The sequence below is a fragment of the Methanobacteriaceae archaeon genome (assembly GCA_030656015.1).
GTDB lineage: Archaea > Methanobacteriota > Methanobacteria > Methanobacteriales > Methanobacteriaceae > UBA349.
Genome location: JAUSNX010000001.1, coordinates 268,171 through 281,280 on the forward strand (window position 1 = coordinate 268,171; position 13,110 = coordinate 281,280).

Consider the following 13,110-nt stretch of genomic DNA (forward strand, 5'->3'; position numbering starts at 1 on the left):
TGCTGATAAAAAATAGAATCCAGTCAAAATAGTAATTAATTCACTATTAAATAATCTAAATAAAAATTAACCCAAATTTGAATCACAATTTAAACAAGTATTTTCGTGCAATTGATACCGCCGCAAAGGCCATTCCTAACACTAATACTATGGTTGCTCCTGAAGAAATATCATAAATATATGATAACATCAGGCCAGACATGGTGAGAATCATACCTAAGAAAATAGATAATAACATCAATTTTGGAAGATTGTAAGTAAATTGTCGAGCAATAGCAGATGGGATCGTTAAAAGAGCTATTATTAAAATCACACCCACCACTTTAATCAAAACAACAACACTCAAAGCCACCATAGCCAGCAAAAGTATGTAAAAAAGATTAGCACGAATTCCTAATGCTTCTGCGAACTCTTCATCAAATGATATGGCTGCAAATTCTCTTCTAAATAAAATTACGGTTAATAAAATAATTATATCTAAAACCAACATTATAATTAAGTCAGAACTAGGAACTGTTAAAATACTTCCAAAAAGGTAACTAAACAAATCTGGAGCATATCCTGGAGTTATATTAATAAATATTATACCAATGGCCATTCCCACAGACCATAATATTCCTATAGCAGTATCTTCACTAATATCAACTTTTTTGCTTATCTCACCCATAAAAACAGCGGATAAAATACTAAATGGTATGGCAGTTATTACGGGGTTAATTCCCAGGAAATATCCCAATCCAATACCACCAAATGCCGCATGTGATATTCCACCACTTATAGAAACTATTTTTTTGAGAACTACATAAGTTCCCACTAGGCCACATGCTACACTGACTAAAATAGCAGAAATAAGTGCATTTTGCATGAATTGATATTGAAGAAAATCCAGCATTAAATCGCTCCTAAAAATTATCAAAATTATAGTGAATTAATGTTCTTTTAATACTCTTCTAGGTGTTTCATGAGTTATTAAATCTAATTTAAAGTTATATGCTTCTTTTATACCTTTAGCAGCAGTTTCAACAGGACCATGCGAAAATAGACGGCCATTTAAACAAGCTATGCTTTCTACATAAGATGAAACCACACCCACATCATGAGAAACTAAAACAACCGCCATTTCTTTCCTAATTTTCTTTAAAAGTTCATAAAACAGACCTTGCATTTCCGGATCAATACTAGCAGTTGGTTCATCAAGTAATAACAATTTAGGCCTTCTAGATAAAGCTCTTGCAATTAGAACACGCTGCATCTCACCTCCAGATAAATTTCCAATTTGTTTATCCTTAAAATCAGCCATTTTAACTGCTTTAAGAGATTCCATGACATATTTTTCATCTTTATTATTGTAATCCTTGAAAATTCCATTATATCTACCCATCATGACCGTATCAAACACATTAATGGGAAAATCAGATTCCAAGTGAGTTATTTGAGGCAAATACCCAATTTTAGTTCTTGCTTCTTCAGGAGCAGTATTAAAAACCGACACAGTGCCATTCTCGGGTTTTAATAATCCCATTATAATTTTTAGCAATGTGCTTTTTCCACCGCCATTAGGACCAATTATTGCTAAAAAATCATTATTTTTTATAGAAAGAGTTATATCTTCAAGAATATAATTATCCTTAATTTTATAGCTCATATTTTTAATTGAGACCACATTAGAAGACATTAAATCACCATACGTCACAATCTAATAATTTATTTTATAAAGATTCATTGATTAATCCAATTTAAGTTCCTATTTAAATAGAATTTATTATTTCACCCATTTTCGAAGGCCTTGACAATTTTTCTCATATTAAAGACATAGTCTGGTGAAAGTTCATCTATAAAAACAACTTTAGCACCAATTTCAGAAGCTATGACCTCTGAACTTCTCGTATTATACTGAGGTGAAACAAATATTGCCGTAATATTATCTTTTTTGGATAAATCAATAATATTCATCATTTCTTTAGGCGTTGGATCTTTTCCTTCCTTTTCAATCGCTATTTGAGTCATTCCATAATCCTGGCAGAAATATCCCCATGAAGGATGATAAACCAATATTTTTGACCCTTTTTGATTAAAAAGCTCATTAGTGATATTTTTATCAAGTTGCCTTAGTTCTTTCAAGTAGTTTTCTTTATTAATTAAATAATATTCCTTATTTTCTGGGTCAATTTTTACCAGACCTTGATAAATATTTTCAACCATTATTTGGGCATTTTTGGGCGAAACCCATACATGAGGATCAGATTCAATTTCAGCATTAGAATTATTTTCCGTATTTTTTTCAATACTTGGAATAAAATTAACCCCCTTAGAATCATTTATGATAAGCATATTACGATTAAGAGATTTTATTTTATCAATCCAAGTTATTTCAAAGTCAATCCCCGACCCTACCTGAACATACATTTGAGCATTAGCAATCTGCTCCATTTGGCTGGCTTTTGGTTCATAAGTATGTGGATCAGCTCCGGGAGGAACCATGATGATTACCTGGACTTTATCACCACCCACTTTCTCAATGAATTCTTTTTGAGGTAAAACCGATGCTGCAACAACAATTTTAGTGTTAGATACATTTGAAGTATTATTATTATTATTATTCAAAAAATTATGATAATTAGAAAAATAAATTAGTACACTTGAAACAGTTAAAATTATTAAAACTACAATAAAAAGAATCTTAAAGTCTTTTTCCATGTAATTCCTCTAATAGCATAGCTCTAAAAGGGCCCTAATAATTTTTTAAGACCTTGAAAGTTAAGATAATAAATTTATTAATATTTCTTAATTTAATATATAATATTTATTAATATTTATAATTAATCTTAATAAAATTTATGAAAACATTTATAAATAGTTATTAAAAAAATTATGGCTATGACAATAATAAGCATATCCCTAAATGAAAAACTTTTAGGAGAATTAGACTCTCTAAAAGAAGATATGGGATTTTCTGGCAGATCCGATGTTATTAGAGCCGCTGCTAGAATGTTAATTGATGATAACCGACAAAGCAAAAATATCTCAGGAAATGTGAATGCTGTAATTTTTTTAATACATAGTCAAAAAGTTGAAGATAAAGTAACTGAGGTTAAACACAACTATGAAGACATCATAAATACTCAAATACACAGTCATTTAAAAGAGGGAAATTGTCTTGAAATATTCATTTTAGAAGGTGATGCTTTGCGAATAAAAGACCTTGCTCGGAAGTTTAGAAACTGTGGGAAAATGGAGCATCTCAAGGTGATTGTTTTTTAGATTAGTATAAAATAATAAACAAATATCAATATTTAAAAAAAATAATTAAATAATATTGAAATAAATAATATTGAGTAGATTTATCTAATTCATTTTAATTATTCAGAGTCCCGATATTCATGCTTAAATGTAGCATCATACAATTTAGATGCTTTGAAGTCTCCTGGATCTAAAACCGGGCCCACCACAATCATAGCTGTTTTTTTAATTCCAGCATCAACTACTTTTTTAGAAATATTTTCCAGAGTACCTCTAACAACTATTTCTTCTGGCCAGGAAGCTTTCTGAACAACACCCACTGGAGTATCCAAAGGATAATGACTCAAAAGATCTTCTACCACATTTTTTATCATATGAACGCCTAAAAATATGCACATAGTCGCCTGATGACTGGCCAGACTAGATATTGATTCTTTTGAAGGTTTAGGGGTTCTACCTTCAGGTCGAGTGATAATCACAGTCTGTGAAATTTCAGGAAGGGTTAATTCAGATCTTAAAGCAGCTGCTGTTGCAAAAAGAGAACTTACTCCTGGAATTATATCATATTCAATTCCTTTTTTATCCAGTTCTCGAATCTGTTCCCCAATAGCACCATAAATAGCCGGATCGCCCGTATGGACCCTGGCCACAGTTTTACCTTCTAAAACTCCACTTTCCATTAAATCAATAATTTCATTTAGATTTAAAGAAGCACTATTATGAATAGTTGCATCTTCTCGAGCACAGCTTAAAATATCTTTATTTACTAAAGAACCAGCATATATTATAATTTCTGCGTTCTCAATAACTTTATAAGCCTTGACAGTAAGTAGTTCCGGGTCGCCAGGACCTCCACCGATGAAAATCACTTTTCCACTCATAGTTTCACTTTACACTGATTTTAATATGTTTAAATTAGTTATTGAATTATTTTAAGATTATATAATACTATATCAATTAAATATAATTTTTTAATTAAAATATAAATTATAAAAATTCATTAATTAAAAATTCCATCAAATTTTTGAATTTTGTTTCGTAGAATCTGGTTTAATATTAATTTTTTCTTCATAAATCTCTATTACACCATAAGGACACTCTTTTATGCAAATTTCACAAACTCCACAAGAAGCTGGGTCAATTTCAGCTTTTCCATTATTATCAACAAAAACGGTTTCATCTCCCGCCCTCACATTAGGACAGGCCGCACGGCATAAATAATCACAGTCTTCCCCACCCAAACACACTTCATTATCCACCACCGCAGATTTGAGAGTAAAACCTAAAGCCCTTTTTACAGATTCTTTGGTTTTATAACCTGCCAGATGCATAATCGTATCTCCCACCATTGGATCAGTGTTCATAGAGGCCAGACAGGGATAATTATGAAATTTATTTCCGGATTCAAATTCGGCATCTTCAATAGGCAACCCCAGCAGTTTTTCAGCTATGTGCCATGTCGAACCACAGGGAGCACCCCTAATAACAATTATACCATTTATTCTACTATCTGCATCTATTTCAAGTTTTGGTTTTCCAAAAAGCTCTGCAAATCGATCTATAAATTCATCCCCATTAGGAATTAAAGCACAAAATGGTTTAGGAAATATTATTTTAACTTCACTATTGATATTTTTAACCATAAGTTCTATTTCATTTTGAAGACCAGCTGGAATCTGTTTAGGATCATGAATAGGTACGATAACTGATTTAATACCAGTTTGAGAAATAATTTCCGGAATTACTAAATTGATATCACCAAATAGGCCAACAGATATTAGTAATTCCGCTTCTGGAAGATTTTCAGGAATGTAAGTCGAAACATCATCTAAAAACTCAGGTAAGTCATCTGAAAATTCGTAAATTCCTACAATATATTGTGCGAATCCCTTTGAAGCAATAGTATTAACAATCCTAGAGCCATATTCACCAGAACTTAAAATTACAATTTTCATTTTATCCCTTGATCAATTATTATTCTTTGTTTATTGGTTTAAATATTGATTAAATAATTATCAATTATTATTAAAACACACTTAAAAATTATTTAATAAGAATATTCATGTTTTTAAATTTTTTTTAAATATTTCGTTTAATATCTGTAAAATAGAAAATAAGCAACCAGCATTAAAATAACACCTAAAATAACACTAGTAACTAGCATATTTTTATCATTGCCAAAAATAATTGGTATGGGGCCTATTAAAATGACCCCACCAGTTTTAATTTCACTATTAGAACTTTCTTTAGTATTTTCTGAAGAAGTTGATTGAATCATACTGCCCAAAAAGATTAGCAGAATTCCAGCTACTACTACAAAAAATCCTATATTGACTAGAGTACTTCCATTAATCATTAATTAGTTCCTTTGGTCTATTTATTAGGTTATTGCTATTTATTAATTAATAAACTTAAAAATTACTGATTTTATTTAAATGGATTTAATAAATTTATTTGATATGATTTATAATTTCACAATTTTTATAATTCGCTAATTAAATATATGCCCTCAATCTTTTTCATGGTTAAAAATGTTATAAAACAATTAACTGCTCAATTACATGTTCTTCAATCATTTCCATTTGCAACATGCCATCCAGTACTTCATCCAAGTAATTTAAAAGACATTCTTCTTCATTTTCACTGCAAATTTCAGAAATACAAGGACATTGAATCTCATTAATAATCTGTTCTTTATTAAGGCCATTTACATTCTTACTTAATAAGTTAAACAATGTTAAACAAGATAAAATCTTTATTTTGTTCTTTTTTTCAACATCCAAAAGATTTAAACTCCCTTTCAAATTTTTAGCCTTTATTTCAGCATTTGGACTTTCTTGAGTGGGAATAACTGTAAGTGCATGTACTTCCTCTGATAAAAAATATTCGCCCCTACTTATATGAAATTTGTCTCTTTTAAGAACTAAGCCCCCTAAATCATCTATAAACTCAATAAATTCATTGAATTTATATAAAACTCAGGAATAAATTCTTATTTGGTACATATAATCCTCTTGGTCATTAATTAATCAGAGACAATATCAATGTTATTTGATAAAATTTGTATGAATTGATTTCAAATATGACAACAGATTAATCTAACAATAAAAATATTTATCTAAGTTCAATTAATTATAATTAACCTAAAAAAGTAATACTTTATATATATTAAATAATATAATATTTTTATGGATCAAAAGGGAGCTTTAGCAGGAGATTTTATTTTATCATTTTTTATAGCCATAATTATATCAATTGGCCTAATATCCATAGTTTCTGACAGAATAGATCATGCCAATGCAAGTGAAAAACTATCAGAAGCTAGAATACTAACTGAAAAAATAGCCAGTGCCATAAATAATGTTCAAACAGGCACAGGAAATGAATTTAAAATTAAAATGCCTGAAAAGATAGGGAATTCAAGTGATTATACCATATCCATAAATTCTTCAGGAGTTTATATTGAAATAGAAGGCTTGAAAGGGAAATCAGAGATATATCCTACAGTTATTATAAATGAAATTACAAAAAGTAGTAGCCAAGTTAAGCTTTATCCTGGAAAATCATATTTAATTCAAAATGATGTTTCAAATCTTCATTTAAAGACCATTATCATAAAAGAATGTGAAAAGTAAGACATTAAATTAAAAAGAAGAATATTAACAAATTTTTTTGAAAACAAACGAGGAGATATACATGTCAAAATTTATAGACAATCAGGGAAATATATCTATAGAATATATGCTGATTGTAGGGATGGCATTTATAATAACCTTAATGATTGTTAATTTTATAAACACCGAACAAGAACTTGGTAATGCATTAGGTGCAGCTAGATCCGGAGCTTCAGAAGGTATAAATATGAATAATTTTGCCATTTATCCTAAAGAAGCATTTAAAACCTATGAAACTGAAAAACCAACATTAATTTCACCTTCATCAATAAAAATTGTAAAAATTGAAACCAAAAATCAAGGATATAATATTAATTATAAAAAAACAAAAATTCAATTAAAGGTTTTCGTCTCTTGCACAAAACCACTTAATAGTAATGAAAAGAATTCCTTAGGAGATAGAATAAATTATAATATCCGAAAAAGCATAAGCATATGTTTTAAAACTGAAAATTTAACAAATAGTATTTATAACCCTGCTTTTTCCCCAAAATATGTTTTCACCACGGCTGATATTAAATGGATTTAAATTATTCAATTATTTTAAATAAAAATTTGTTGATAAATATTTATATTCCTCAGGTTAATATAATTATTAATAATACAAAATAAAAATTAATTTATAGAATTTATTTTCCAATGCATAAAATAACTACTCATTTTATATAATTATAAACATAAAGATAATAATAGGAATACAAATACTGGGTGAATGCATGAGTAAAACAAAAAAGGAAAAACTGGATGATGTACTTTCAGCTTTCATGCAAGTGGGACAGATTAAAGCATGTGGTATTGTATCTAAAGAAGGGTTGCTAATTAATTCCAGAGCTCCTCCAGATGTAGATGCTCGTATTTTTTCCGCACTATGTTCTACAATTATGGGTGCGGCAGAAGCAGCTTCCGGTCAAATGAATACTGGATCTGTAAATGAAATTTCTGTTAGAACTGAAAAAGGAATTATTATTTTAAAACCAGCAGGAGATAAAGCTATATTCAATGCTTTGACTGAACCAGACGCCCAATTAGGATTAATTCTTTTTGAGATGGAAAGTCGGGCAAGTCAAGTCGATGAAATCCTTAAGGAGATGTAAACATGAAAAAAACCTACATCCCCAAGCTTGACGACTTGCTGGGTGGTGGAATTTTAGATGATGCATCTATCATGTTTTGTGCATATCCTGGAGTAGACTGTGAAGCATTCGGTTATCAAATGCTTAATGGTCGGGTAGAAGAAGGAGATCCTGCATTTATTTTTACAAATGTTTCAGAACCTGAAACAATACAATATGAATTCAATTCCTATGGTTGGGACTTAGAATCTTTTTTAGAAGAAGAAAAAGTTTTTTTTGTAGATGGTAGTTCCAGTTTTTTAGGTTCACAAAGTGATAGTAAATATTCTATTAATGATTATTCTGAAGTAGAGAATGTTATTTTAGCTGCTATAGAAGATGTTGCCGGAGGCATAGGAGTTATAAATAATCTTTCTGTACTTATAGATTATTTAAGTAATGGAAACACGTTAGATTTAATCAAAAAATGGAATGAGAAAGCTAAAGAAACAAAAACAACACTTGTTTATGTTTTTACCGAATGGGACTATGATAAAGATGTGATCAATGCAATTAAAGATTCTATGGATTGTGTTGTAGACTTAAAAACAATAGAAGAAAGAGTAATTATCGGACAAGGATTTATGGTTGCTCATTCCTCATGGTCAAGCCCTGCAGATACTATGGTTCTTTTCTTTATAGTTCAGCCAGGTGGGGTAAAGGTTTATGTTCCTAAAATACTTGTTACGGGACCCTATAACTCCGGAAAATCCAGTTTTGTCAAGGCCATATCTAAAAAATCTGTTTCTGTTGATAGGCAAGCCATGTCTGCATTTCCGACCACAATTGCTATGGATATTGGACACGTGGATTATAAAGGATTTTTGGCAGATGTATTTGGAACACCTGGTCAAGAGAGATTTGACTTGATATTAGGTGTTTTATCTAAAGAAGCCGTTGGTGCATTTATATTAGTTGATTCAACTGCAGAGCAAACCTTTGCACGAGCCAAAGAAATGATTAGGAAGACTCGCTCAGAATCAATCCCCAAAATAATTGTAGCTAATAAACAGGATTTAGATGGTGCACTTTCACCAGATGAAATTAGAGAAAAAATGAAATTAGATAAAAGTATACCTATAATACCCACAGTAATCTCTGAGAAGAAAGGAATAGAAGACGCATTGGATGCACTTCTAAAAATTCTTTATGGAGATTAATCTCAAATTATTCATAATTATTTTAAATTCATTAAATATTCAGTAAATAGGTGATTAAATGATACCCCGTATTCCATCAGGAATTTCAAGTTTTGACGATATGGTTTCCAGTAATGGTACTGGAGGTATTCCAGAAAATACAGTCACATTAGTATATGGGCCTCCTAAAGTAGGAAAATCCATATTTTGCTACCAATTCATGTACAACGGACTAAAAGAAAGCGAACCATGCCTCTACATCACCACAGACTATGGTATAAAACAACTACAACAAAATACTTTAGATTTTGGATGGGAATTAAGCACATATTTCAATGAAGAAACTTTGTATCTAATTGATGCCATATCAAGCGTTTCTGGTAACAAAGTAATAGACACTCCAACTTATGCTTCATCTTCAGTACACAATCCCACAGACATTATGGTTAAATTAGGAGTTGGAACCAGATTTATATCAAAAAAATCAGCACGTTTTAGATCAATCCTCGATTCACTCACTACATTAATGGCTTTCAATGACGAAATGTTAATTGTGAGAGTCCTAACCGCATATATAATGCGCATTAAAGAATCAGGAGGGACTGCAATTGTGACTTATACTGAAGGATCAGCAGATTCTAAAGTCGAAGCAATGTTAAAATCTATAGTAGATAACATAATTCATCTTAATGGAGATGAAATAACAATTGAAGCCATGGTTGGTGTTGGAAAGAAAAAATCTAGTTATACTGTGAATGAAAATGGTATTTCTATTGGAACCTCTGATAAATAAAAATAATATCCAATAAACACAACATTCATTGTAGAGTATGCCTCCAAAAAACAATCATAGTAAAAATTGATTATGAACATAACTACTATTAAAATAGTTGATTTGTTTAGATTTAACACGTGGTTATAATGACAAAATACTATCAATCTGGCATTCCAGGTTTCGACGCTTTAATTGGTGAAGAAGGATTAGAAATCAGCGAAGATTCAGTAGCCCTCATATATGGACCCCCTAAAGTAGGAAAATCCATTTTCTGCTACCAATTCATGTACAACGGACTAGAGGAAAGCGAGCCATGCCTCTACATAACAGCTGACTATGGAATTAAACAGCTACAACAAAGAACTATGGATTTTAACTGGTTTCTTCAATCACACATTCAAAATCAAAATTTATATATTATAGATCTTATTTCCAAGTTGTCTGGGGCAAAACTGGAAGAATCAGCAACTTATAAAATTTCTTCACTTCAGAATCCAACCGATATGATGGTTAAAGTAGGGATTGGAACTAGGTTTTTATTTCAAAAATCACCGAAATTTAGATCCATTTTAGATTCTTTAACAACTCAGTTTGCTTTCAATCCAGAACATTTAGTTTTAAGGGTTTTGAAATCATACATCGAACGAATAAAAGAAGCTAATGGTGTTGCATTAATCACCCACACACAAGGAACTGTTGATCATCAAACTGAAGAGGTTTTAGGTGATTTAGTAGATTTTACGGTAGGAATGGATGGTAAAAACATATTTATTAGCTCCGAAGATCAGTCAAGTGAAGCAAAGTATGAGATAAACGATCAAGGCATAAGTATTTTTTAATTCATAAATTTCGATATGTCCTGAATATTGAATGTAAATTAATATTAATTTTTAAAAAAATCAGTATATTTATATCAATTAACTTATTACCGGCCGTTAATATTTTCTGAAAATTTTTGGAAAAATAATAATTTACTGTAAAATAAATCATATGGAGAAAAATAGATGATTCTTCAAGTTTTAGGCGTATTCGATGTTCTCAAGAACCAGGGCGAGAAAGAGGAAGAAGAAAGTAGTCTAGAGTATTATCTTCAACGCCTAGATGAGCTACAAAATGATGAATTTAATGTGCTGATTAATGTAGGCGTCATTTATTTAGAATCAGAAGAATACGAAAATTCCTTGAAATATTTTGAAAAAGCATTGCGAATGTCCATAAATCTAAAAGATGACGAATTAGAAGCTTTTGTTTTGGATTCTATTGGAGATGTCTACTTAAATACCCGAAAAATAATCAAATCTCTGGAATATTATAATGAATCTCTACGAATTTATGCCTCAAACAACTCTCCATTAGTTGAAGAACTCCAAGAAAAGATAAAAGAAGTAGAAAAAATTAAAGAAGCTATTGAATTATCTGAACTGGAAAAAATGAAAAGTAAGTCTAGTTCACTTTCTGAAGAAGACGATCATGAAACAGATTTATCAAACATGAGCCCTAAACTGGACGATATAGTTCAACTTGTGGAATCTGCTTCTATTTATGAAACTTACTCCAATGAAAAAGATGCACTTATTCATCTTAGCCAAGCATTCAGAATATCCAAAGAAATTGGTGATACAAGTGGAGAAGCAGCTCTACTTTTAATAATGGGAAATGAAAATCTAAAACAAAAGAAATATGATGAAGCAGAAAAATGTTTAGAGAATTCTAAATCAATATTCAAACGTTTAGGTGATGAAAGTGGATTAGCTGGTGCTATGATTATTTTAGGAACCGTTAATTTTATTCAAGGCAATATTGAGGGAGTTTCTGAAAATTTTAGAAAAGCCGTTGAAAAATTCCAACAATTAGATAATAAAAAGGCGGAATCCGCTGCAATTGATATTTTAAATACACTATACAATGAGTAGATCCTTATTTAGTAGATCCTTATTTTTTGATTAACATCCCATTTTTTCTAATAATTGTTATTAAATCTTTTTTCCAGAAATGATTTGTTCTCTGGATTTGAAATTTTTTGGATAGTTATATTCTTGCTTATCAATTAAATGTTTAGTTTTTTGGTTTTTCTTAACTTAATTAAGTTATAATTTTGTTAATTTTATAATAAAAATAATAAAAACTAATAATATAAAAAATAAGATAATAAATAATAGTTTAATTGGATGCTGAATTAAATTATTAAAATGGATCTAGAGGAAGTATGAATGCAAGTAATATGCCTATAGCTCCAAATAATATTCCTATTGACCATACAATTATAACAACTGTTTTTTCTTCCATTGGTCTTCTTAATATCCAGCGAATTAAAGACTTAAATCCTTGTGGAGGTGCCAATAGCTTTCCATCTTTTCCTACTTTAGTAGGTGCATGTTTCTGTCTTTCGACCACCCCGGCACTGTAAAATTTTAAAATACCATCTATAATATTAGGCAATAAAACTATAAGTGCAATTATTTTAACCCTACCAATAAAAGCTACCGAAGCAATCGACGCACCGATTATTAAAGTTCCCACATCACCTGGGAAAACACGTGATGGATGTTTGTTATATAGTAAAAATGCTAGTAACGCACCTAACATAGCTATAGTTATTATGGAAACATCGTATTTTCCCATTATAATACAAGAAGCCGTGAGTGAAGTCATGGCAATGACACCTAATCCAGATTCAACTCCATTTAATCCAGCCAACATATTAGTTAAATTAGATGCTATGGAAACAGATATGGGCATCATAATAAGATATAGAATTCCAACCTCGGGAGGTGCCACCCAAATCAAAGGTAATCCTGCTAAAAAAAGCAAAAGAAGTTTTTCTCGGGAAGATAACATTACCAAATCATCCACCATACCAACTATTCCCACCAGAAGAATAACTAACAGAGTAATGATTAATTCATAATGAAGATCAGGATATGAGTAAATACCAAAAAACATTCCAATTGTAAATCCAAAAAGTATTCCTATTCCACCCATTTCAGCAACAATAGGTTTTGAAATCTTGTGTATATCTTTACCTACAACATTAGCATTCTCTAATTTACTAATAAGCCTAGGCATTACTAAATAAGTAGAAGCAAATGCTAATAATCCGCAAACTCCGGAAATAATTAATATTAATGAATATTCAATTGAAGCATGGAATACCATTCTATCACCATTCA

At 30.4% G+C, this 13,110-nt stretch carries 16 protein-coding genes; 8 read left to right on the plus strand and 8 right to left on the minus strand.

Going from position 1 to position 13,110, the window contains the following annotated elements; genetic code table 11:
• Positions 1-82: 82 nt before the first annotated feature.
• The 3 genes from Q7I96_01290 to Q7I96_01300 form a co-directional block, all read right to left on the minus strand.
• The gene (locus Q7I96_01290; GenBank protein MDO9626244.1) at positions 83-892 is read right to left on the minus strand and encodes a metal ABC transporter permease; all 810 of its coding nucleotides are present in this window, start codon (positions 890-892) and stop codon (positions 83-85) included.
• 36 nt (positions 893-928) lie between these two features.
• Positions 929-1,675, minus strand: coding sequence for a metal ABC transporter ATP-binding protein (locus Q7I96_01295; protein ID MDO9626245.1), 747 nt, complete (start codon positions 1,673-1,675; stop codon positions 929-931).
• Between the two features lie 92 nt (positions 1,676-1,767).
• Positions 1,768-2,697 (minus strand): zinc ABC transporter substrate-binding protein, encoded by a 930-nt coding sequence (locus tag Q7I96_01300; GenBank protein ID MDO9626246.1) that lies wholly within the window; start codon positions 2,695-2,697, stop codon positions 1,768-1,770.
• A 180-nt stretch (positions 2,698-2,877) separates the two neighbouring features.
• On the opposite strand from Q7I96_01300, the gene Q7I96_01305 reads away from it, so the two are divergent.
• Entirely contained in the window at positions 2,878-3,261 is a 384-nt protein-coding gene (locus Q7I96_01305) for a CopG family ribbon-helix-helix protein (protein MDO9626247.1), read from the plus strand.
• A 98-nt stretch (positions 3,262-3,359) separates the two neighbouring features.
• Here the strand turns inward: Q7I96_01305 and cobM are convergent, their stop codons facing one another.
• From cobM to Q7I96_01325, 4 genes are all read right to left on the minus strand, one after another.
• On the minus strand, positions 3,360-4,121 hold the full coding sequence (gene cobM, locus Q7I96_01310; GenBank protein ID MDO9626248.1) for a precorrin-4 C(11)-methyltransferase: 762 nt from the start codon (positions 4,119-4,121) through the stop codon (positions 3,360-3,362).
• Positions 4,122-4,256: 135 nt separating this feature from the next.
• Positions 4,257-5,195: a DUF166 family protein gene (locus Q7I96_01315; GenBank protein MDO9626249.1), complete on the minus strand. Its 939-nt coding sequence runs from the start codon at positions 5,193-5,195 to the stop codon at positions 4,257-4,259.
• Between the two features lie 137 nt (positions 5,196-5,332).
• Positions 5,333-5,596, minus strand: coding sequence for a TIGR00304 family protein (locus tag Q7I96_01320; protein MDO9626250.1), 264 nt, complete (start codon positions 5,594-5,596; stop codon positions 5,333-5,335).
• 178 nt (positions 5,597-5,774) lie between these two features.
• Positions 5,775-6,044, minus strand: coding sequence for a hypothetical protein (locus tag Q7I96_01325; GenBank protein ID MDO9626251.1), 270 nt, complete (start codon positions 6,042-6,044; stop codon positions 5,775-5,777).
• 384 nt (positions 6,045-6,428) lie between these two features.
• On the opposite strand from Q7I96_01325, the gene Q7I96_01330 reads away from it, so the two are divergent.
• The 7 genes from Q7I96_01330 (at position 6,429) to Q7I96_01360 (ending at position 11,853) form a co-directional block, all read left to right on the plus strand.
• A complete protein-coding gene (locus tag Q7I96_01330; GenBank protein ID MDO9626252.1) occupies positions 6,429-6,875 on the plus strand; it encodes a hypothetical protein in 447 nt (148 codons plus the stop codon).
• A 61-nt stretch (positions 6,876-6,936) separates the two neighbouring features.
• Positions 6,937-7,443, plus strand: a complete 507-nt coding sequence (locus tag Q7I96_01335; GenBank protein ID MDO9626253.1) for a hypothetical protein — start codon at positions 6,937-6,939, stop codon at positions 7,441-7,443.
• A gap of 187 nt (positions 7,444-7,630) precedes the next feature.
• Positions 7,631-8,008 carry a roadblock/LC7 domain-containing protein gene (locus tag Q7I96_01340; protein ID MDO9626254.1) on the plus strand — a complete coding sequence of 126 codons (378 nt, stop codon included), beginning with the start codon at positions 7,631-7,633 and terminating at the stop codon, positions 8,006-8,008.
• Positions 8,009-8,010: 2 nt separating this feature from the next.
• Positions 8,011-9,186 carry an ATPase domain-containing protein gene (locus Q7I96_01345; GenBank protein MDO9626255.1) on the plus strand — a complete coding sequence of 392 codons (1,176 nt, stop codon included), beginning with the start codon at positions 8,011-8,013 and terminating at the stop codon, positions 9,184-9,186.
• 58 nt (positions 9,187-9,244) lie between these two features.
• Positions 9,245-9,958 (plus strand): RAD55 family ATPase, encoded by a 714-nt coding sequence (locus Q7I96_01350; GenBank protein MDO9626256.1) that lies wholly within the window; start codon positions 9,245-9,247, stop codon positions 9,956-9,958.
• A gap of 128 nt (positions 9,959-10,086) precedes the next feature.
• On the plus strand, positions 10,087-10,779 hold the full coding sequence (locus Q7I96_01355) for an RAD55 family ATPase (GenBank protein MDO9626257.1): 693 nt from the start codon (positions 10,087-10,089) through the stop codon (positions 10,777-10,779).
• A 165-nt stretch (positions 10,780-10,944) separates the two neighbouring features.
• Entirely contained in the window at positions 10,945-11,853 is a 909-nt protein-coding gene (locus Q7I96_01360; GenBank protein MDO9626258.1) for a tetratricopeptide repeat protein, read from the plus strand.
• 271 nt (positions 11,854-12,124) lie between these two features.
• Here the strand turns inward: Q7I96_01360 and Q7I96_01365 are convergent, their stop codons facing one another.
• A complete protein-coding gene (locus Q7I96_01365) occupies positions 12,125-13,096 on the minus strand; it encodes a multidrug transporter (protein ID MDO9626259.1) in 972 nt (323 codons plus the stop codon).
• Positions 13,097-13,110: the final 14 nt, after the last annotated feature.

Bases quoted from the DNA above. Each gene is read 5' to 3' on its own strand.
- Q7I96_01315 (MDO9626249.1), bottom strand. From the start codon at position 5,195: ATGAAAATTGTAATTTTAAGTTCTGGTGAATATGGCTCTAGGATTGTT.
- Q7I96_01300 (MDO9626246.1), bottom strand. From the start codon at position 2,697: ATGGAAAAAGACTTTAAGATTCTTTTTATTGTAGTTTTAATAATTTTA.
- Q7I96_01365 (MDO9626259.1), bottom strand. From the start codon at position 13,096: ATGGTATTCCATGCTTCAATTGAATATTCATTAATATTAATTATTTCC.
- Q7I96_01305 (MDO9626247.1), top strand. From the start codon at position 2,878: ATGACAATAATAAGCATATCCCTAAATGAAAAACTTTTAGGAGAATTA.
- Q7I96_01335 (MDO9626253.1), top strand. From the start codon at position 6,937: ATGTCAAAATTTATAGACAATCAGGGAAATATATCTATAGAATATATG.
- Q7I96_01320 (MDO9626250.1), bottom strand. From the start codon at position 5,596: ATGATTAATGGAAGTACTCTAGTCAATATAGGATTTTTTGTAGTAGTA.
- Q7I96_01290 (MDO9626244.1), bottom strand. From the start codon at position 892: ATGCTGGATTTTCTTCAATATCAATTCATGCAAAATGCACTTATTTCT.
- Q7I96_01340 (MDO9626254.1), top strand. From the start codon at position 7,631: ATGAGTAAAACAAAAAAGGAAAAACTGGATGATGTACTTTCAGCTTTC.
- cobM (MDO9626248.1), bottom strand. From the start codon at position 4,121: ATGAGTGGAAAAGTGATTTTCATCGGTGGAGGTCCTGGCGACCCGGAA.
- Q7I96_01350 (MDO9626256.1), top strand. From the start codon at position 9,245: ATGATACCCCGTATTCCATCAGGAATTTCAAGTTTTGACGATATGGTT.
- Q7I96_01345 (MDO9626255.1), top strand. From the start codon at position 8,011: ATGAAAAAAACCTACATCCCCAAGCTTGACGACTTGCTGGGTGGTGGA.
- Q7I96_01360 (MDO9626258.1), top strand. From the start codon at position 10,945: ATGATTCTTCAAGTTTTAGGCGTATTCGATGTTCTCAAGAACCAGGGC.
- Q7I96_01295 (MDO9626245.1), bottom strand. From the start codon at position 1,675: ATGTCTTCTAATGTGGTCTCAATTAAAAATATGAGCTATAAAATTAAG.
- Q7I96_01355 (MDO9626257.1), top strand. From the start codon at position 10,087: ATGACAAAATACTATCAATCTGGCATTCCAGGTTTCGACGCTTTAATT.
- Q7I96_01330 (MDO9626252.1), top strand. From the start codon at position 6,429: ATGGATCAAAAGGGAGCTTTAGCAGGAGATTTTATTTTATCATTTTTT.